Source organism: Stenotrophomonas sp. (assembly GCF_036662295.1).
In the GTDB taxonomy this organism is placed as follows: Bacteria; Pseudomonadota; Gammaproteobacteria; order Xanthomonadales; family Xanthomonadaceae; genus Stenotrophomonas.
Genome location: NZ_JAVWXA010000082.1, coordinates 1 through 17,797 on the forward strand (window position 1 = coordinate 1; position 17,797 = coordinate 17,797).

At 71.0% G+C, this 17,797-nt stretch carries 17 protein-coding genes; 3 read left to right on the top strand and 14 right to left on the bottom strand.

The annotated features are described in order from the left end of the window. The first annotated feature begins 168 nt into the window (after positions 1-168). Entirely contained in the window at positions 169-684 is a 516-nt protein-coding gene (locus RSA25_RS14570) for a hypothetical protein (protein WP_332809575.1), read from the top strand. A 10-nt stretch (positions 685-694) separates the two neighbouring features. Here the strand turns inward: RSA25_RS14570 and RSA25_RS14575 are convergent, their stop codons facing one another. From RSA25_RS14575 to RSA25_RS14640, 14 genes are all read right to left on the bottom strand, one after another. Further along, positions 695-1,993 carry a serine hydrolase gene (locus tag RSA25_RS14575; protein ID WP_332809576.1) on the bottom strand — a complete coding sequence of 433 codons (1,299 nt, stop codon included), beginning with the start codon at positions 1,991-1,993 and terminating at the stop codon, positions 695-697. Positions 1,994-2,172: 179 nt separating this feature from the next. Next, entirely contained in the window at positions 2,173-2,826 is a 654-nt protein-coding gene (locus RSA25_RS14580; RefSeq protein ID WP_332809590.1) for a DUF2968 domain-containing protein, read from the bottom strand. Positions 2,827-2,998: 172 nt separating this feature from the next. Continuing rightward, complete coding sequence (locus tag RSA25_RS14585) at positions 2,999-5,173, bottom strand: TadG family pilus assembly protein (RefSeq protein ID WP_332809577.1); 2,175 nt, start codon at positions 5,171-5,173, stop codon at positions 2,999-3,001. Positions 5,174-5,177: 4 nt separating this feature from the next. Then, a complete protein-coding gene (locus RSA25_RS14590) occupies positions 5,178-5,615 on the bottom strand; it encodes a DUF3613 domain-containing protein (protein ID WP_332809578.1) in 438 nt (145 codons plus the stop codon). Beyond that, entirely contained in the window at positions 5,612-6,466 is an 855-nt protein-coding gene (locus RSA25_RS14595) for a Flp pilus assembly protein TadD (protein WP_332809579.1), read from the bottom strand. The genes RSA25_RS14590 and RSA25_RS14595 overlap by 4 nt, the downstream gene beginning before the upstream one ends. 5 nt (positions 6,467-6,471) lie before the next feature. Further along, complete coding sequence (locus RSA25_RS14600) at positions 6,472-7,422, bottom strand: type II secretion system F family protein (protein WP_332809580.1); 951 nt, start codon at positions 7,420-7,422, stop codon at positions 6,472-6,474. Beyond that, on the bottom strand, positions 7,419-8,369 hold the full coding sequence (locus RSA25_RS14605) for a type II secretion system F family protein (protein ID WP_332809581.1): 951 nt from the start codon (positions 8,367-8,369) through the stop codon (positions 7,419-7,421). Before RSA25_RS14605 ends, RSA25_RS14600 begins: the two co-directional genes overlap by 4 nt. A gap of 2 nt (positions 8,370-8,371) precedes the next feature. Beyond that, positions 8,372-9,724 (bottom strand): CpaF family protein, encoded by a 1,353-nt coding sequence (locus RSA25_RS14610; protein ID WP_332809582.1) that lies wholly within the window; start codon positions 9,722-9,724, stop codon positions 8,372-8,374. Continuing rightward, a complete protein-coding gene (locus tag RSA25_RS14615; RefSeq protein WP_332809583.1) occupies positions 9,709-10,995 on the bottom strand; it encodes a fimbrial protein in 1,287 nt (428 codons plus the stop codon). Before RSA25_RS14615 ends, RSA25_RS14610 begins: the two co-directional genes overlap by 16 nt. 24 nt (positions 10,996-11,019) lie before the next feature. After that, positions 11,020-12,273 carry a type II and III secretion system protein family protein gene (locus RSA25_RS14620; RefSeq protein WP_332809591.1) on the bottom strand — a complete coding sequence of 418 codons (1,254 nt, stop codon included), beginning with the start codon at positions 12,271-12,273 and terminating at the stop codon, positions 11,020-11,022. 111 nt (positions 12,274-12,384) lie between these two features. Then, positions 12,385-13,422 carry a Flp pilus assembly protein CpaB gene (cpaB, locus tag RSA25_RS14625; protein ID WP_332809584.1) on the bottom strand — a complete coding sequence of 346 codons (1,038 nt, stop codon included), beginning with the start codon at positions 13,420-13,422 and terminating at the stop codon, positions 12,385-12,387. Positions 13,423-13,453: 31 nt separating this feature from the next. After that, on the bottom strand, positions 13,454-13,933 hold the full coding sequence (locus RSA25_RS14630; RefSeq protein ID WP_332809585.1) for a TadE family protein: 480 nt from the start codon (positions 13,931-13,933) through the stop codon (positions 13,454-13,456). Continuing rightward, complete coding sequence (locus RSA25_RS14635) at positions 13,930-14,472, bottom strand: prepilin peptidase (protein ID WP_332809586.1); 543 nt, start codon at positions 14,470-14,472, stop codon at positions 13,930-13,932. Before RSA25_RS14635 ends, RSA25_RS14630 begins: the two co-directional genes overlap by 4 nt. Positions 14,473-14,576: 104 nt before the next feature. Beyond that, positions 14,577-14,780 carry a Flp family type IVb pilin gene (locus RSA25_RS14640; RefSeq protein WP_332809587.1) on the bottom strand — a complete coding sequence of 68 codons (204 nt, stop codon included), beginning with the start codon at positions 14,778-14,780 and terminating at the stop codon, positions 14,577-14,579. Between the two features lie 782 nt (positions 14,781-15,562). On the opposite strand from RSA25_RS14640, the gene RSA25_RS14645 reads away from it, so the two are divergent. Next, on the top strand, positions 15,563-16,552 hold the full coding sequence (locus tag RSA25_RS14645) for a helix-turn-helix domain-containing protein (protein ID WP_332809588.1): 990 nt from the start codon (positions 15,563-15,565) through the stop codon (positions 16,550-16,552). A gap of 192 nt (positions 16,553-16,744) precedes the next feature. Then, a partial coding sequence (locus RSA25_RS14650; protein WP_332809589.1) for an ESPR domain-containing protein occupies positions 16,745-17,797 on the top strand: 1,053 nt, incomplete at its 3' end.

Genomic DNA, 17,797 nt, shown 5'->3' on the forward strand with positions numbered 1-17,797 from the left:
CGATGAGGTGCTGGCGTATCAGCTGGCGGGATGAGCGCGCCTGCGGCGCAGGCCGGGTAGTCCGCGCGCCAGGGTAGGGGGAAGGCCTGCGCGGGTGCTTCCGCCACGTGCGTCGCGGTTGCGGTGGCGCGTTTGCGCGAGGCTGGTGGCAGGTGAGGGAGACGGCCGATGCCATCGCGATATGCCCCGTTGTGGATGTGGTGTCTGTTGCTGTGGACGTTGGCGGTGTTGCCGGCAGCGGCGGCGGCGCGCTCGTCGCCCCCGCCGCCGGTACAGCAGATCCACAAGTGCCGGGTCGAGGGCGTGGCCACGTTCCAGCGCCATGCCTGCGCGCCCGGCCAGGCCGAACAAGCCTGGGAGGTGGACGTGGTGCCGGCCGAGCGCCGGCATGCCGCGCGCATCGAGGCGATCCGCCGCGAGCTGCAGGCGAGCAAGGAGGCGCTGGAAGCGCGGCGCGCACCGCCGGTGCAGCAGCGGCGGCCACGCGCGACCCGTCGGGACGGGGTGGCGCCCCGGCGACGTGCGCGTGCGCCACCCGGCGCGGTGATCTCGCTGCATCAGCAGCCACGCGCCTGCGCCGCGGCGCGCCGCGAACAGGCAGCGGCGTATGCGCGGGCGGGATCGCGGCGCGGTTTCGCGTTGAGCCGGCGCATGGACGACCGCGTGCAGGCCGCGTGCCGGTGAGGCCGCCGCCTCAGCGGGCCGGCGGTGCCGGCTGGGTCATCAGGTAGCGTGCCAGTGCCTCGAAGGCGGGCAGGGTGGTGGGGTCGTTGGCGCTGTTGCCGGCAACCGGGTGCGAACCGAAGCGGGCGATGACGACCTTGGCGGTCGGGTCGATGTACAGCGCCTGGCCGTGAACGCCACGGGCCATGTAGGCGCCGTGGTCGTTGTGGCTGATCCACCACATGCCGCGGTAGCTCCAGCCCGGCAGCTGCGCATAGCCGGCCCGGGCGAACACCTGTTTGTCGCCGCCCGCCCGGATGCGGGCGATGGCCGCGGCAGGCACGATCTGCTGGCCGTTGGCGTGCCCGTCCTGCAGCAGCAACTGGCCGAGCCGCGCCAGGTCGCGCAGGCCGGCGTTGAAGCCGCCGCCGGCAAATGGCGTGCCGGTGGAATCCACGGTGTAATAGGCATCCTGCTCGGCACCGAGGCGTTGCCAGATGCGCTCGGACAGCAACGTGGACACCGGCTTGCCGGTGCGGCGCGCGATGATCCAGCCCAGGGTGTCGGTGTTGATCGTCTTGTAGCCGAACGCCTCGCCATGCCGGCCCTGTTTCTGCACGGTGGCCAGGTAGTCGTAGTAGCTGCGCGGCCCGGTGTAGCCCGGTGCGGGCGGCAGCGTGCTGCCGGCGGCCGAGAACTGCCAGACTTCCGCCTTGGGATCGGCATAGTCCTCGCTGTAGCGCAGTGCGGTGGTCATCTCCAGCACCTGCCGGACGGTGGCATCGGCGAAGGCGCTGTGCGCCAGTTCGGGGATGATCGCGCCCACGGTCTGGGTTTCATCGATCACGCCCTCGGCCACCAGCATTTCCCCGAGCAGCCCGGTGATCGACTTGGTCACCGACATCGCGCCGTGCTGGCCATCGGCCCGCAGGCAGCCGGCGTAACGCTCGTAGACCACCACGCCCTCGTGCAGCACCACGATGCCGTCGGTGTAGTTGGCCTGCAGCGACGCGGCCCACGTCATGGGCGTGGGCGCGTTCAAGGGGGTGAAGGTCAAGGCATCGATGCCCGCATCCAGCCGTTGCGGCAGCGGTGTGGCGGCCCCCGGGCCACGGCCGACGCCGACGGTGGGCATCAGCTGGCGGAAGTGGCAGACGGTCCAGCGCAGCTTGGGAAAACTGAAGTAGTCGCTGTCGGTGTAGCGGATGCGCTGGGCCTCTGGCGGCGGGAAACCCTGCATCCAGCCCAGCGTGGTCGGATCGGAGGCGGTGGCATCCAGCGGCGGCGGGCCGGCCTGTGCGGCGGGTATGGCGGCCAGCAGGCCCAGCACGACCAGCCATGCGTGCCTGCGGGACGGGCGAGGCGGCAAACTGGTGCGGTGATCCGGTGCGCGGGGTGCCATGGCCATCTCCTCCTGCAGACGCCTTGCGGCGTGCCGATGCAGGACAGGGTACTGCACGCGCGCGGCGGTGGGCGGCGCGCTCCCTGCCTGGCAGGGAGCGGCCTGGCTTACGGGTGGCTGGCCTCGCCGGCCGGTGCCGGCGGCGCCACGGGTGCGTTGGCCTCCGGCGGCGGCAAGGACAGCTCGGGGTTGCCCTGCTGCGCCTGCAGGGCCTGGATGCGCTGGTTGAGCGCGTCGAGTTGGGTGTTGGTGCTGCGCAGGTCGGTGCTGAGCGAGACTGCCTGCTGCCTGGCCTGCTGGATGGAGCTGCTGACCTGCAGCGACTGCTGGCGTTGCAGGTCCGCTTCCTGCTGCAGGCTGCGCAGGCGCTGTTCGTTGTAGGCGACCAGGTTGTCGGTGTAGCGCTTGCCGGCTTCCAGGCGGGTGGTGTCGATGTACACCTGGGCCAGTTCCTCGGTCTGCTGCACGAAGGTGCGGTACACCTTCTCGGCGTTGTCCACCGAGTCGGTCTTGATCACGCGCCAGAAGTCCTTTTCATGGAACAGCGCGGCGTAGTACTGCAGCGTGGCGGTGTTGAACAGCAGGCTGGCGCCGTAGCTGCCGTTGTAGGTGGTGCGCAGTTCGGTGAGCTGCTGGGTATCCATCAACTGGCGCAGTTCGTCCACGCTGTTGCGCACCACCGGGGCGCTGCGCGCCGGCTCGGCGGGCTCGCCCTTGGGGGCGCGCGCGGCCCAGGCCTGCGGCGCCAGGCCGAGTGCCATCACCACCAGGCTGCCGGCGAGGAACGTCCGGCCATGGGATACCACCGCTTTTCTGTCTCGCATCATCAGGCCGTCCAAGAATGGCTCAATCGGTGAAATTTCGTCTGTGAAATCCAGTCCCCGCCGCAGTCTAGCATGCGCCCCGCGCGCGCCCGCCAGCCTGCCACGGTGCTCAATACACCAACTTCGCGGGCGTGCATTGCACCGCCTGCAGGTGCACGTCGGTGCGGCCCAGTTCCAGCCCCAGCACCAACGCCAGGGTCTGGGTGAGCAGCGTGCCGACGCCGTTGAGCAGCGGCTTGAGCAGGCCTTCCAGTACCGGTCGCAACAGGGTGCAGAGCAGGCCGCTGCACGCCACCGCGTTGGTGCCGGGGTCGGTGATGCCGCCGCTGCCCTGGTAGCTGTCCAGCAGGCCGTCGTCGGCGGTCTGCAGGTAGGAGGCCAGGTTGCCCTTCACGCAGTTGTTGTAGGACAACAACACGCTGACCAGGCCGCTGCAGCGGTTGATCACCAGCCCGCCCAGCACCGTGCCCAGCAGCCCATCGAGCGCGCCCAGGCCCTGGCCGGTGACGGTGACGCGGTAGGCCTCCCACACCGAACCATCGCGATAGCAGGTGCCCAGTCCGAGCAGGCCGCAGGCGTAGGGCACGCCGTTCTTCACCTGCCAGTCGCCGAAGCGTTGGATGCCCAAGCTGGCCGAGCCGTCGCGCAGCAGCGCGATGCTGGCGTCCACGTCGAACTGGCCATTGGCCTTGCGCGTGGCCATCAGGAACTGGTCGGCCAGCTGGTGGGCGGTCTCGGCCCGGTCCATGCCCTTGGGCGCGGGGTTGAGCACGCCGCCGAGCACGCGCAGCAGCTCGCGCACCAGATCGTTCACGGCCGTGCCGATCTGCGCGCCGTTGATCCAGGTGGAGGCGGTCTGACCGGCCGCCAGGGTCACGGTTTCATCGTGGCTGAGGGCGTTGAGCCTGATCCGGTCGTTGATCAGCGGCGCGCCCAGCAGGGTGAGCAGCTGCTCGTTCTGCAGGCCCGCATCGCAGACGTTGCGCTGGGAGAACTGCGCGGTGGCATCGACCTTGCCCACGCAGGCGCGCAGCACCGAGGACTCGACGCGGATGCTGGCGGTGGCCGGTTGCGCGGCACATTGCAGGTCGGTCAGCGTGCCCATCGCATTGGTGACATCGGCATACACCGGGAGGCGCAGGCGGATGCCGAGCAGGCCCAGCACCTTGCCCAGGCCCAGGGCCAGGTTGTTGCTGTCGATGTCGGCGTGGATGCGCACCTGCGCGTTGTAGGCGCGCGCGCCCACCCCGCCGATGGCGATCGACGGCGGTTCGATGATGGCGGCCTTGGCCTGCACCAGGCCCAGGATGTTGAGCTGGTTGACCGCCACGCCCTTGCCGCCGTTGGCGATGCTGATGCTGGTGGTGACCAGGTCGAGCGCGTTGACCTCGGCCTGCAGGGCGGCCGAGGCCGGGCCATCGGGCGCCACGATGCTGCCGAACAGACCACTGCCGGCCGCGTTGCTGCCGAGCTGGATGTTGAGCTGGTCGATGTCCAGCTTGGCGGCGAGCGCGTCGTGCAGGGCGCGCAGGTCGATCTGGGTGACGCCGTTCTGGCTGAGCACGCTGGCCGTGGCGTCCAGCAACTGGCCCAGCGACACCTTGTGCGCGGCCAGCAGCGCGTTGAAGTCGCCGATGCTGATGTTGGCATCCACCGGGATGCCCAGCGCCTTGAGCAGGCCACCGGGGGTGACCTTGGCCTGGGCCAGGCCGTCGTAGCCGAGCAGGGTGGTGCGGTCCAGGTCCACGCCGACCAGCGAAAGCACGCCGCCCAGTGGCGTGTTGCCGTTGACCCGCAGCAACTGCGAGCCGACGCTGAACACCGCCAGCGGTGGCGCGCGCGTGGCCACCGCCTGCGCGCTGACCTGCGGCAGGCCCTGGGCCTGGCCGAAGAAGGGCAGCACCGGGCGCTCGGCGATCACCTTCACCGCGTTGACCGTGGCGCTCTCCAGGAAGTGGTCGGCGCTGCCGTGGGTGGGGTTCCAGTTGCCGCAGCGCACGGCCAGCGTGCCGGCGAAGCGGTTGGCCTGGACCGCGTTGGCGCGTGCGGCACCGTTGTCGGCGCGGTCGGCGCTGCACAGGTCCAGGCGCTGCGCGCCGGCCAGGGCGGCCAGGTCGGCGATCTTCTGCACGTCGCGCTTGGCCCAGTACAGATAGCCCACCTCGACCAGCCCGAGCATGGTGACCAGCCCGAGCATGACCAGCATCATCGTCACCGACATGCCGCCGGCGTGGCGCCAGCGCGAGGGCGCTGCAAGGGAGCGGGACGGGGGTGGCCGGTTCATGGGTTCAGTCCGCGCTGCCACTGCCGCTGATGGCCTCGCGCACGCGGGTGTCGAGGAACTCCGGAATGGGGTGGGTGAAGCTCTGCAGGTAGCGGGCATAGCTCAGCGAGGCCTGGTCGCCGAGCATGGGCAGGCGGGCGCCGGCCTGCCGGCCGCTGGATTGCAGCCGCAGCAGGGCGCGGGTGGCATCCCCCACCTGCAGGCGCGGCGCCGGTGCGGGGGGCAGCGTTGCACTGGGGGGTTGGGGCGGCAGCGGCGGCAACGGTTCCGGATCAGGCGGTGGGCGCGTGTCGGCAGCGGCCGCCGATACGCCGCGTGGCAAGGCGGTGTCGCCCAGCATCTGCCCGGTGAGGGGGCGCTGCTGGGCGGCGGCCAGCGAGGTGGCCAACAGGGCGAGGGTGGCGCAGGCGAGGCGCGCGGTGGCGCGGGCGAGGGATGTCATGGCGTGCTCCCGGTGGCGGCGTCTTGGCCGCCAAAGCGTTCCAGCATGGACGGGGCCCGGCGTGCATCGGCGCGCGCGGCCGGCGTGGTGCCAGCGGCCACCGAGGTGCGCGGCGGTGGTGGCTGCCTGCGGGTCGGTGGCACCTCGTGCGCCGGTAACGAGGTGCTGGGCGGCCGGCGCAGCTGCTGGGCCAGCCGCTGCACTTCCTCGCGTGCGGTGGCGGGCAGTGCGGCACTGCGCATGATCTGCTCGGCCATGCCGGCGTCGTCGCGCAGCAGCGCCCATACCGCCAGGTTGGCGTTGGCCTTGACGTTGCCCGGCGCAAGTTCGGCGGCCCTGGCCAGCGGGCCGCGCGCCAGGTCCAGGCGCCCGGCCTGCAACCGCGCAAAGCCCAGGTCGCCCAGGTAGTCGGTGTTGAGCGGCTGCAACTGCACCGCGCGGGCCAGGCCGTTCTCGGCCTCTGCCGCGTCGCCGGCGCGCGCGGCGATCAGCCCCAGGCCGTGCCACGCGGCCGCGCCCTGGGGGCCGTTGGCCAGGCGATGGTAGAGCGCGCGCGCGGCGTCCACCTGCTGGGTCTCGCGCAGGCCGTCGGCTTCCAGCAGGCGCAGCGCGGGGCTGTCGCCGTAGCGCTGGCGGTAGGCGTCCACGTGCGCCAGCGAGGCGAAGTACGCGCCCTGGCGCTGCATCTGCCCGATCAGGTCCAGGTACAGGCGCTTGTCGTCCTGTGGCGGGGTCTCCAGCGGCGCCAGGCTGAGCGGATCGGGCCGGTAGGCGGTCTGCGCCGTGCCGCAGGCGGCGCACAGGATCAGCGTGGCCAGCAGCATCGCGCAACGGAGCGGACGGATCGGCATGGTGGTCATCCCAGTCGGTTCACGGCATTGGCCAGGGCGATGATCGCCGGGCCGGACAGGACCAGCATCAAGGCCGGCAACAGGGTCAGCATCATCACCACGGTCATCTTGACCGAGAGCTTGCCGACCTTCTCCTTGAGCGAGGCGCGCCGCTGCTCGCGCAGGCGCACACTGAACTGGCGCAGCGGCTCCTGCACCGCCCCGCCGTGTTCGTGGACCTGCAACATGAGCTGCACCAGGCTGCGCAGGTCTTCGTCGTCGAACGATTCGGCCAGCCGGCGCAGCGATTGCTGGCGGCTGCGGCCGTGCATGTAGGCGATGTTGGCCTGCTGGATCTCCCGGCCCAGCACGGGAATGGCGCTGCGCAGCTTGTCGCCCAGCGTCTGCAGGCTCTGGTCCATGCTGAAGCCCACGCCCTGCAGCAGGCGCAGCAGGTCGATCAGCAGCGGCAGCTCGGCGCTGACGCGCTTGCGCAGGCGCGCGGCCCAGGCGCGCAGCGCGAGCTTGGGCAGCAGCACGCCGGTGCCCAATGCGCCGAGCATGACCACTGCGCGGCTGAGGCCGTCGCCGCGGTAGAAGAACGCGGCCAGCAGCAGGCAGGCGACGGCCAGCAGCAGGCGCAGGGCGAGGAAGCGGGCCGTGCCGGCGCGGGTATGCCAGCCGGCCTGGTCGAGCAGCAGGCGGTCTTCGGGCGCGAGCAGCGCCGCCTCCAGCCGGCCGCCGTTGAAGCGCTCGCCGAGGCGGGCCAGCCACGCCCACCCGCGCGGGCCGGTGGCTTCAGGCGGTGCGGCGGGCGCCGCTTCGCGTGGGCCGGGTTCGCGCTGGCGCAGGGCGCTGTGCAGTGTGCTGGCCGTGCGCTGCTGCTGGCCGGCCAGCCACAGGCCGGCCACGCCGAGCAGGCCCAGGCCAAGGGCGGCCAGCAGCAGGGCGGCGATGAGCAGGCTGCCGGCGCTCATAGCGAGCGTGCCAGGCGATACAGCGCGAAGCCACCGGCCAGTTCCAGCACCAGCGCCGCGCCGAGGAGGCGATGGCCCAATGGCGCGTGCAGCACCGGCTCGAAAAAGTCCGGGCTGACGATGGCCATCAGCAGCGCCGACAACGGCGGCAGCAGGCCAAGCACCCAGGCCGACATGCGGGTCTCGGCGGTGGTGGCCATCAGTTCCTGGCGGGCCTGGTCCACATCGCGCATGAAATCGCTCATGCGCTGCAGGATCTGATCCGAGCGCCCACCGATGCGGATGCTCACCCCCAGCACCACCGCCAGCACGTCCAGTACGTCCAGCCGGTACGGTTGGGCGGCCTGGCTCAGGGCGCGGTCCAGGTCCAGCCCGCTGCGCGTGCCGGAAAGGGTGTCATCGAGCAGGCCGCGCAGCGGCATCGGCACCTGCTGGCTGGCGGTCTGGAAAGACATCTGCAGGCTGTTGCCCAGCCCGGTCAGGCGCACCAGGTTGTCCAGGAAGTCGGGCAGTTGTCGCAGCAGCCGACGCTGCAGGCCGAGGATGCGCCGCGAGATCCACACGCCCAGCACCAGCGCATACAGGCCCAGCGTGATCGGCCAGACCCAGCCGGTGCCGATCCGCGCCGCTGCCGCCCACGCCAGCAGCAGGCCGCCCAGCAGCCACAGGATGGGCAGGCGCCAGCCGGCGCGCAGCGCGGCGCGCTGCAGCAGCGCGTCCCAGGGCAGGGCATCGGGACGGGCGGTGGACGCGGCGGCGGCCGTCGGCGGCGGCGGTCGCGATGGCATGCCGGCCAGTTGCGGCGTGTGCGGGTTGGCGGCCAGCCGCTGCTCGGTATGCAGCAGCGAGGCGCGCTGGCGTTCGCGCCGGGCGGCGCCCCACCACAGCTCGATGGCCACGGCCACCAGGACCAGGATCGCACTGCACAGCAGCAGCACGGTGGCCATGCTCAGTAGCCTCCGTCCAGTGCGTCACGCAGCTGCCGCCGGAACGGTTCGAGCTTGTGCGAGTGCGGGTGGAAGCCCAGCCCGATCCAGCGGTCGTGCTCCCTGCCGTCGGCATCGATCTGGATTTCGTGGCGGAACATTTCCTGGGTGCTGATCAGGTTGTCGCTGACGCCGGTGATCTCGGTGATGGAGACCAGCACGCGGCGGCCGCTGCCCAGCCGGGAGATCTGCACGATGAAGTCGATGGCGCTGGCGATCTGCCGGCGCAGGCTGTCCTCGCTGCCCTGGAAGCCGGCAAACCCGGCCAGCATCTCGATGCGGTACAGGCAGTCCCGCGGCGAGTTGGCGTGGATGGTGGCCATCGAGCCGTCATGGCCGGTGTTCATGGCCTGCAGCATCTCCAGCACTTCGGCGCCGCGCACCTCGCCCACCACGATGCGGTCCGGGCGCATGCGCAGGCTGTTGCGCACCAGGTCGCGGATGCTCACCGCGCCCTGGCCGTCGGCACCGCCGATGCGGCTTTCCAGGCGCACCACGTGCGGGTGGTTGAGCGAGAGTTCGGCGGTGTCCTCCACGGTGATCACCCGCTCCTCGGCCGGGATGTAACTGGCCAGTGCGTTGAGCAACGAGGTCTTGCCCGAGCTGGTGCCGCCAGATACCAGGATGTTGCAGCGGCCCAGCACCAGCGCATGCAGCAGGGCCTGCATGGGGCGGTCGAAGGTGCCCATGCGCAGCAGTTCGTCGGGCGTGAAGGGGTCCTTGCGGAACTTGCGGATGGACACCATCGGGCCATCGACGGCCAGCGGGGAGATGATCGCGTTGAGGCGGCCGCCGTTGGGCAGGCGCGCATCGACCATCGGGTTGGACTCGTCCAGGCGGCGCCCGAGCGGGGCCAGGATGCGGCGCAGGATGCGCAGCAGGTGGCTGTCGTCGCTGAAGCGCTGGGGCGCGCGCACCAGGCGGCCGCCCTGGGACACGTGGATGTCCTTGTAGCCGTTGATCAGGATGTCTTCGATGGTGGGATCGTGCAGCAGGTCGTCCAGCGGGCCGAAGCCGGTCAGCTCCTTGACCAGGGCCGCCCCCACCACCTCCATCTCGGCCTCGTTGACCGGGATGCGCCATTCCTGCACGAAGATCGCGGTCTGGGTGTGGACGTAGCGCGCCACCGTGTCCGGGGCCCAGGCATCGATGTCGATGCGCTCGTCCTCGATGCTGTTGAGCAGGTGTTCGTGCGCGGCGACCAGTACCTTCTGGTACTCGTCGGACTGCGCGAACGGCGTCGGCACGGGCGCCGACGGGACGGGTGCCTCGTGGCGGGCATGCGGGGGAGCGAACGGCGTCACTTTGTCTTCCATGGGAGACCACTCAGGCGGAGGACGAGTTTTTCCCGCCAGCCGCGCGGCAGGGCGCCGGCGAGGGCCGGGTCCAGTCGCACCAGCAGCGGGCCCAGGGCACGCAGGTAGGGATCGCGGGGGGCATCCTGCAGCAGCAGGTGGCCGTGGTTGGCGCTGGCGCGCAGGCGCGGGCAGTCGGGCAGGGTGGCCAGCAGCGGCACGGCGAAGCGCTCGGCGATCTGCGCCGGGGCCAGGCCTTCGGCTTCGTCGTGGCGGTTCACCACCAGCTGCAGGCGGCCATCGCGCACGCCCAGCGCTTCGAGCTGCTTGAGGGCCAGGTCGAGCGAGACCAGCGTGCCGATGGCCTGGTCGGCGACCAGCCAGATGTCGTCGGCACTGTTGAGCAGCGAGCGCGGGATCTGCCGGATCGGTGCGCCGCCCAGCTCGCACAGCACGATGTCGAACACGCCGCGCAGGCGCTGCACGAGCACCGCCGGATCGGCGATCGGGCCGCCTTCGCTGCCGGCCGGCTGGCCCAGCAGCGCCAGCCCACCGGGGTGGCGGGTGAACGCGGTGCGGGCCAGGGTGGCATCGATGCGGGTGGCATTGCGCAGCGCGTCCTCGTAATGGAACTGGCTGTCCAGGTTGAGGTAAAGCGCCACGTCGCCGGCCGGCTGGCCGAGGTCGAGCAGCAGCAGGCTGTTGTCGGGCGGGGCGGGGTCGCCGTCGGCCGCGTCGGCAAGGGGCGGGTGGACCCCCTGCCGGGCCAGCACGCCCAGGTGCGCGGCCAGCGTGCTGCTGCCCACGCCGGCGCGCACGCCCAGCACCAGCACCAGGCGCGCCTTGTGCGCCGGTTCGGCGGCCACGCTGCGGACCGGCGCGCTGCCGCCGGCGCGGCGCAGCACGGCATCGATATCCGCGGTGGCCGCGTCCAGGTCGAGGATGTCGCGCACGCCGGCGCGCAGTGCGGCCACCACGCCATCGAGCTGGTCGGCGGCGGTGGAGCCCACGGCCACCAGGGCCAGGTCGGGATGGGCGCGTTGCAGGTGGCGGGTGAGCTCGGCCGAGGCGGCGGCCTGCTCGCGGCGGAAGTCGAGCAGCACCACGCAGCTGCCGGCGCGCCGATGGGTCTCCAGTGCGGCACTGGAGCCGCGGCTGTCTTCCCACTGCACGCGCATGCCCACCGGCAGCCGCGGGCCCAGCGTGTCCAGCAGGTCACGGCTCGGGGCCACCAGGATCAGCAGCATCGGCGGCGCCATCGGCTGCAGCAGCGGGAGCGGGGCGGAGGACATGAGGCGTGGGCTCCTGGCATCGGCTCAGCGCGAGAAGCCGGGCAACTGGTCCGAGGACGCCGGGCTGAGCAGCCAGGCCCCCCAGACCGGCAGGTTCGGCTTGACCTCGCGCTCGCCCGGCAGCGGCACCACGGTGTCGCGGGCCAGCGGCTGCACCAGGCGCGGGGTCACGATGATCACCAGTTCCTTTTCCTCGCGTTTGTAGTTCAGGCTGCGGAAGAACGCGCCGATCACCGGCAGGTCGCCCAGCAGCGGGATCTTGTCCACGCTGGAGCTGACCGTGTTGCTGACCAGCCCGCCGATCACGAAGGTTTCGCCATCGCCCAGCTCCACGGTGGTATCGGCGCGGCGGGTGGTGATGGAGGGGATCTGCACGCCGTTGTAGGAGATGCCGGCGGCATAGTTGAGGTCGCTTGCCTCCGGCGCCACCTTGAGCGCGATCCGGTCCGGGCCGAGCACGGTGGGCGTCACGGTGAGGCCGATGCCGAACGGCTTGAAGGTGACGGTGGTGGTGCCCAGGCCTTGCGGTTCCAGGATCGGCAGCTCGCCGCCGGCCAGGAAGCTGGCGCTCTGCCCGGACAGGGCCACCAGCGTGGGTTCGGCCAGCACGCGTGCCATGCCGTTGCTCTGCAGCAGGTCGATGTTGGCATCCCAGCCGTGGGTGAGTGACTTGAACACCAGCCCGAAGGCGGACGACAACGGGTTGTTGACCACCGGCACGTTGGGGTCGGTGCCGACCGGTGGCACGCCCGGCAGCGTGCCGCCGGGCCGGGTGATGCCGTAGAAGAAGCCGTTGTTCTGGTTGGCAAAGCTCATGCCGATCTGGCGCAGCACCGACTTGTTGAACTCCACCACCTTGACCTCCACCTGCACCACGCCGCCGCTGGCGATGGTGGAGACATCGGCCAGCTGGCCGTCCTTGCCCAGCGCCATGCTGGCGGCCTTGCGGCTCTGCTCATGGTCCAGCAGGCCTGCCGCACTCCCTTGCAGCAGGCCCTGGCCATCCTGCAGGGTGACCTGCAGGCCCTCCGAGTGCGCCAGCGCCCCCTGGACCGCGCTGCGCACATCGATCTGCATCCGTTGCGGTTCGCTCTGCTGGCGGCGCCAGGCCAGCAGCGTGGTGGTGCCCGGTGCCTTGCCCACCAGCAGGGCCTGGCGCCCGCGCAGCATCACCACGTCGGCCACGCCGGGGTCGGCGATGGCCACCCGCTCCAGGTCGGCCGGCAGCGTCCACGGCCGTTGTTCGCGGGTCTGCAGCACCACGTCGGCGTTGGCCATGCCCAGCCCCGGGCAGGCACCCAGCACCAGCGCCAGCAGCGAGGCAGGCCAACGGCGTGAGGCGCGGTGCAGGCGGGCGTGGCGTGGCGTCATGGACAGTCTCGGCATGGCTCAGGGCGAGCCGCTGTGGGAGGAAACATCGCCGCGGATGATCTCGACGCCGCGATCCCGTCGCGGCGCCAGCCGCGCCGGGGCCGCGCGTACCGCGAGCGGCGCGCGTGCCGGTTGCGGTGCGTGGCGGCCGGCGAGGGCATCGCTGTCCAGGCCGGCGAAGGCGTCGTTTTCCGGCGAGGCCAGCGCCAGCCGCTGCTCGGGGCTCAGCGTGCCGCGCGCATCCAGCACCCCGTCGGCGGTGGCAAACAGGCTGGGGTCGGGCAGGCCGACATCGGCCGGATTGCGCAGGGCCAGGAACAGCTTGCCCTGCTGCGCGCCCAGCAGCAGGCGGTTGGCCTCGGCCACCGGCACGGCCAGCACCGCGCTGCGGATCGGTTGGCTGGCGCTGCTGCCACTGCTGGCAGATGGGCTGCCCTGGATGTCCTGCGCGCGGGCGTCGGTACTGGCGCCCGCGCTGCCATCGGCGGGCGCGCTGCTGGCGGTGGCCTGGCCGGGCGCCGCATCGGCCGCGCCGTAGCTGAGCACGCGCAGGCGCGACAGCAGCAGCCGCGCCTGCGCCTGGCCGTCGGTGTTCATCCCCGCCGGCGCGCGCAGGTTGAGGAATACATCCACGTAGTCGCCAGGCAGGATGCGGTTGCCGGCCGCCACCAGCTCATCCACCGGCACGGCGAGCGCGCGCTCGCCCGGGTTGAGTCGCAGCGCATAGCCCTGTGCCATCAGCGCACGGTTGAGCGCGGTGCCCACGGGAATGTCGCGAACCGGCACCGCGCCGGTGGCGGCGGCGATGTTGGTGAAGCCGCCGGTGGGCGCCTGCGGGGATGCCCCGATGCGCAGGTCGGCCGCCCCGATCGGGCGACCGGCCGGCAGCAGCGTGGCCGCTTCGACCACCGGCCACTGCTGCGGCTGCCCGGCGACGGCCGGTGACGGGGCAGGCGTGGTCGGCGGCGCGCGCCGGCTGACCAGCAGGGCCACCGCGGCCAGCAGCAGGGCCAGGGCGATCAGCGCCACCGCCGCGATCCGGGTCAGTTTGAGCATGCCATTGCCTCCAGGAAGGGCGCGCCGCGCATCAGGGAGTACCCAGGTCGAGTTGGGCCACCGCGGTGCTGCGGATCGGCTGGGTCATCAGCCAGCCGTACACGCGCCCGGTGCCAGGCAGGAACGGCTTGCTGCGATAGTCGTAACTCACCGAGACCTGCATGCACTGCGCGCTGGGCAGGCCCACGCACGGTGCCGGGGCGGTCACCACGATGGGCGGGGCGCCGGCGGCGCTGCAGTTGGCCTGCTGGCCGGCGAAATTGAGCAGCCATTGCATCGAGCGCTGGGCAGCCTCGCAAGCCGCGACGCGGCGCTCGTTGGGGCTGGCGTGGCGCAGCGAGGCGCGCGCGCCTTCGGCCGAGGCCAGCGACAAGGTCTGTTGCGCCGCCATGATCATCACCCCGGTGTAGGTGAGCAGCAGCAGCGGCACCACCCCGAGGATGAGCAGGAAGGCAAATTCCAGCGTGGCCACGCCATGCTGGCGCGCACGCACGGCGGGCCGGGCGTTCATGGCGCGCCTCCCTGGCCGCTGGCGATGAGATAGCCGAGCGTGGCCACGCCCAGGTAGGCGGCGTAGGGAATGCCGGCACGCCCCTCGCGCAGGGCCAGCAGGCGGTGGGCGGTCGGCCCGGCGTGCCAGCGTTCGCGCACCCGTGCCTGCATCCACTGCGCGCGCAGCGGCAACTGGGCGCGCACGGCCGGTGCCACCACCACGACCGAGGCGTGCAGCCCGGCCATCAGGCTGGCGACGATCCAGACCGGCAGCAACGCCGGTGCGCCCAGCAGCAGGCCCAGCACGGCGAAGCACTTCACATCGCCCGCGCCCATCCAGCCGATGGCGTAGAACGGCAGCAGTGCCAGCAGGCCCAGCACCAGGCCAAGCAGGTGCTGGCCGGGCGTGGCGGTGCCGGTCATCCATGCCGCCAGCAACCACGCCAGCGCCAGCGCCCCCACCCCCAGCAGCCAGCGATTGGACACGCGCCGCGCGTACAGGTCGCTGATGGCGACCTGTACGCTCAGCAGCAGGGCCAACACGGGCAGCAGTGACATCCGATGGTTCCTCCTTGATGGCGCATCGAACCGGACAGCGGGCAAGCCGTTGGCGTTGCCGCAGGCGGACCTGCGGGCGCTGCCAGACGACCGGACGCGGTCGATCAGGTGGTCGGGTTGCTCGGCGCGGGGCCGCTGGCGCTTTCCACCAGCGTCTTGAGCTTGCTGAAGAGCGTGGTGAACATTTCGCTCAGGCCGGTACGCGCGGCCACCACCAGCACGCCGGCGATGACGGCGGCGAGGATGCCGTATTCCAGTGCGGTGACACCTTCTTCTTCAACGAGAAACCTGCGGATTGAAGCCTTCATGACGGTCTACTCCCTGTTCCGGTCAATCAATGGGACTGCCTGCGTTCGGATGGCGCGTCCCGGACTCCGCCGGCGCCATCCCGTGGCCTGCGCGCTCCGTGCGCAGGTAAGCGGCCGTCAGTAACGGCCACCGGCCCGACTGGATTCCTCCAGGCGGGCGGGTTCGGGGGCAGGGTGGGGCAGGCAGCGGGCCCACGGTGGCGTGGTCGCCTGCGCGTGCGCGGCCGGGTCGAGCCGATCCGGCGATGTCCGACAATCCACGAGCGTCTGCATTGCATCCCCCTGTTCTACACATCCGGTTTCCGCCACGGAGCTGCCGGGTGTGCTGTCTGCCTGGATAATCAGCGCGATCAACGGCATTCAATGCACAAAATCGGCAGGGTCCGACGGGACTTTAGCTGCCGGGCGCGGTCGATTATGAGCGCGAACCATGTGGCCACCATTTAATGTTTATAAAGTGAAGCCGGCGTGTTTATACGGTGATGTCGTTGTGATGACGATATTTTGACGCGCGTGAAGGCCATTTTGTAGGATTTTCCTGACCCTGCGCGGCGATCGTGTCGCGTTCGGTGGCGACGGGTTTACCGCGCGACGAGTTCATGCATACTTGCCGAAAATGTACATCGATAATAGCGATGGTTTGCAGATGGCATGAACCGTTAATCGGTGTGAGTTTATTCGTTGCCGCGCTGGCGGCCGGCCGCGAAGTTAATGAGACGTACGCCATGAAAAGCCGCGGTACGCGGATGGCGTGGATCCAGGCCTAAGGGGGCATCACTGTCATGGTAGATGGTGTAGCAGGCGACAACGGCGACAGCGCGCTCCGGTCCTACGACCTGGGCACGCTGAGCGGCGTGCTGCGCGTCTGCGACCTTGAACTGGTGCTGCTGGACGGCAACGGCCCGCGCGCGGCGCTGCATTCGCGCGTCCACGATGAAGCGTTGTTCTGCACCGCGCACTGCGGGTTTCATTTCCGTGGCCGCTTCATGCTGCCGCAGGACTGGTGCCTGCTGGGCTTCATCCATGCCACCGATGAGGCGCTGAGCTGGTGCCACGGCATCCCGCTGAGTGCCGGGATGGCGGTGACGGTGCTGCCGGAGGGCATCAGCGAATTCGCCTTCAGCGCCGGCACCCGCCTGAGCCTGCTGCTGGCGCCGATGCAACGCGTGCAGCGCAAGCTGACCGAGCTGAGCCTGCGCAGCACGCTGCCGTCGGGGCAGGCGCTGTCGCTGTTCAACATCGCCGCCGACGGCGGCCAGGCGAGGCTGGTGCAGCGCTATGACGCGTTGCAGGCGCACCTGGCCACGCCCGGCGGCACGCTGCCCGCCGATGCGGTGGATGCGGTGCTGCACGCGCACATCCAGGCGCTGCTGGCCGCCGGCAGCGAGGATCGCCCGAGCAACACGCGGGCGCGCCGCGCGCACTACCTCATTGCACAGCGCGCGGAGAATTTCATGCGGCTCAACCTGCGCCGCTACATCTACATGCACGAGATCTGCGACGCGGCCGGGGTCAGCGAGCGTGCGCTGCGCTACGCCTTCGAGGACCTGTTCAACACCTCGCCCAACCGGTACCTGTCCATGTTGCGGTTGTGCGCGGCCTGCCGGGGGCTGTCGATGGCCGATGCCAGCCGCAAGTCGGTCAAGGCGGTGGCGTTGAGCTGCGGGCTGTGGGACCTGTCCCGTTTTGCCGACAATTACCGTCGTGTGTTTGGCGAACTGCCGCGCGACACGCTGATGCGTGCGCCGGCCCAGATCGGCAGCCCTGCCTGAGCCACGGCGATGCACGTTTCCGGCAATCTGCCGGAATTGCACATGCCGCTGCCGGTTTCCCTCCTTGTCTTGCCGGAACGCACGCCTGTGCTGCCGGAATGAAGTGCCCCGCAGGTGACGTGGCGACTGTAATGACATCCAAGTGCCAACAGGCATGGATGCCGTCCAAATCGTCACACGGGGGAACATCTGATGAACCGTATCTTTCGACTGGTCTGGAGCCACCGGCTGAATGCCCTGGTGGTCGTTTCCGAAGTGGCCACCTCGCGCGGCAGCCTGGTCGCCGGTCCCGTGGTGGTGCACCTGAAGGTGCCGATGTCGGTGCTGTCCATCGGCCTGGCGCTGGCACTGGGCAGCGGCTCGGCGCTGGCTGGTGAAAGCCAGACCCGCAGCGATCTGGATGCGCTGACGGCCAAGTACGCACCGCTGCCGGTGAAGCTGGACGCCGAGGCGGCGCTGGCCGCGGTGGTGCGCACTGGTGCCAGCGTGCCGGCGCTCGATGCCGATGCCAACGTGTCGCTCAACCTGGGCCTGGGCAAGGCGCCGAGCGCGTTGCCGCAGCAGGTGGCCATGCCGGCCACCGTGACGGCCAGCGCGGCGGTCACGCGCGGTGACCGGCCGCTGCTGGCCGTGGACAGCGCGGTACAGGCGCGCGTGGCCGGCACGGCGCAGACCGCGCCGAAGCGCGGCGCCATCGTGGCGACCGGCGCGGTGCCGGGCGCTGCCACCCCGCGCGCGACCGCCGTGCAGGCGAAGGTGCAGGCGGCCGTGGCGGCACGCGCGGAAGTAACGGGCGAGGCGGGTGCACGGAGGGCGGCCGACGCGGTAATCGGCGCCGATGAAACCGTGACGGCCAGTGTCGATGACGCGGTGCAGGCCACCCTGGCCAGCGGCGTTGCCGGGCGTGTGCAGGTGGACGCGCCGGCACCGGCGGCGGTGGTGGCCGACCGCAACCTCAAGCGGGTCGAGGCGGCGGCGAGCGTGAGCCAGACCCACTCGCTGATGGTGTCGCCGACGGCGGCGTCCGGCGGCCTGCTGGGCGGCGTGGGCGACCTGCTCAACGGCGTGGGCAACACGCTGGGCAACGTGGTCGGTGGGGTGGGCAATACGCTGGGCAACGTGGTGGGCGGGGTCGGCAGTACCCTGGGCAACGTGGTGGGCGGCGTGGGCACGGTGGTGTTCCCGGCGCCGACCTCGCTGCCGCCGGGGCATCCCAAGGCACCGGCCGCCAGCGACCCCGGCGCC

Bases quoted from the DNA above. Each gene is read 5' to 3' on its own strand.
- RSA25_RS14570 (WP_332809575.1), top strand. From the start codon at position 169: ATGCCATCGCGATATGCCCCGTTGTGGATGTGGTGTCTGTTGCTGTGG.
- RSA25_RS14580 (WP_332809590.1), bottom strand. From the start codon at position 2,826: ATGGCACTCGGCCTGGCGCCGCAGGCCTGGGCCGCGCGCGCCCCCAAG.
- RSA25_RS14585 (WP_332809577.1), bottom strand. From the start codon at position 5,173: ATGAACCGGCCACCCCCGTCCCGCTCCCTTGCAGCGCCCTCGCGCTGG.
- RSA25_RS14590 (WP_332809578.1), bottom strand. From the start codon at position 5,615: ATGACATCCCTCGCCCGCGCCACCGCGCGCCTCGCCTGCGCCACCCTC.
- RSA25_RS14595 (WP_332809579.1), bottom strand. From the start codon at position 6,466: ATGCCGATCCGTCCGCTCCGTTGCGCGATGCTGCTGGCCACGCTGATC.
- RSA25_RS14600 (WP_332809580.1), bottom strand. From the start codon at position 7,422: ATGAGCGCCGGCAGCCTGCTCATCGCCGCCCTGCTGCTGGCCGCCCTT.
- RSA25_RS14605 (WP_332809581.1), bottom strand. From the start codon at position 8,369: ATGGCCACCGTGCTGCTGCTGTGCAGTGCGATCCTGGTCCTGGTGGCC.
- RSA25_RS14610 (WP_332809582.1), bottom strand. From the start codon at position 9,724: ATGGAAGACAAAGTGACGCCGTTCGCTCCCCCGCATGCCCGCCACGAG.
- RSA25_RS14615 (WP_332809583.1), bottom strand. From the start codon at position 10,995: ATGTCCTCCGCCCCGCTCCCGCTGCTGCAGCCGATGGCGCCGCCGATG.
- RSA25_RS14620 (WP_332809591.1), bottom strand. From the start codon at position 12,273: ATGGCCAACGCCGACGTGGTGCTGCAGACCCGCGAACAACGGCCGTGG.
- cpaB (WP_332809584.1), bottom strand. From the start codon at position 13,422: ATGCTCAAACTGACCCGGATCGCGGCGGTGGCGCTGATCGCCCTGGCC.
- RSA25_RS14630 (WP_332809585.1), bottom strand. From the start codon at position 13,933: ATGAACGCCCGGCCCGCCGTGCGTGCGCGCCAGCATGGCGTGGCCACG.
- RSA25_RS14635 (WP_332809586.1), bottom strand. From the start codon at position 14,472: ATGTCACTGCTGCCCGTGTTGGCCCTGCTGCTGAGCGTACAGGTCGCC.
- RSA25_RS14640 (WP_332809587.1), bottom strand. From the start codon at position 14,780: ATGAAGGCTTCAATCCGCAGGTTTCTCGTTGAAGAAGAAGGTGTCACC.
- RSA25_RS14645 (WP_332809588.1), top strand. From the start codon at position 15,563: ATGGTAGATGGTGTAGCAGGCGACAACGGCGACAGCGCGCTCCGGTCC.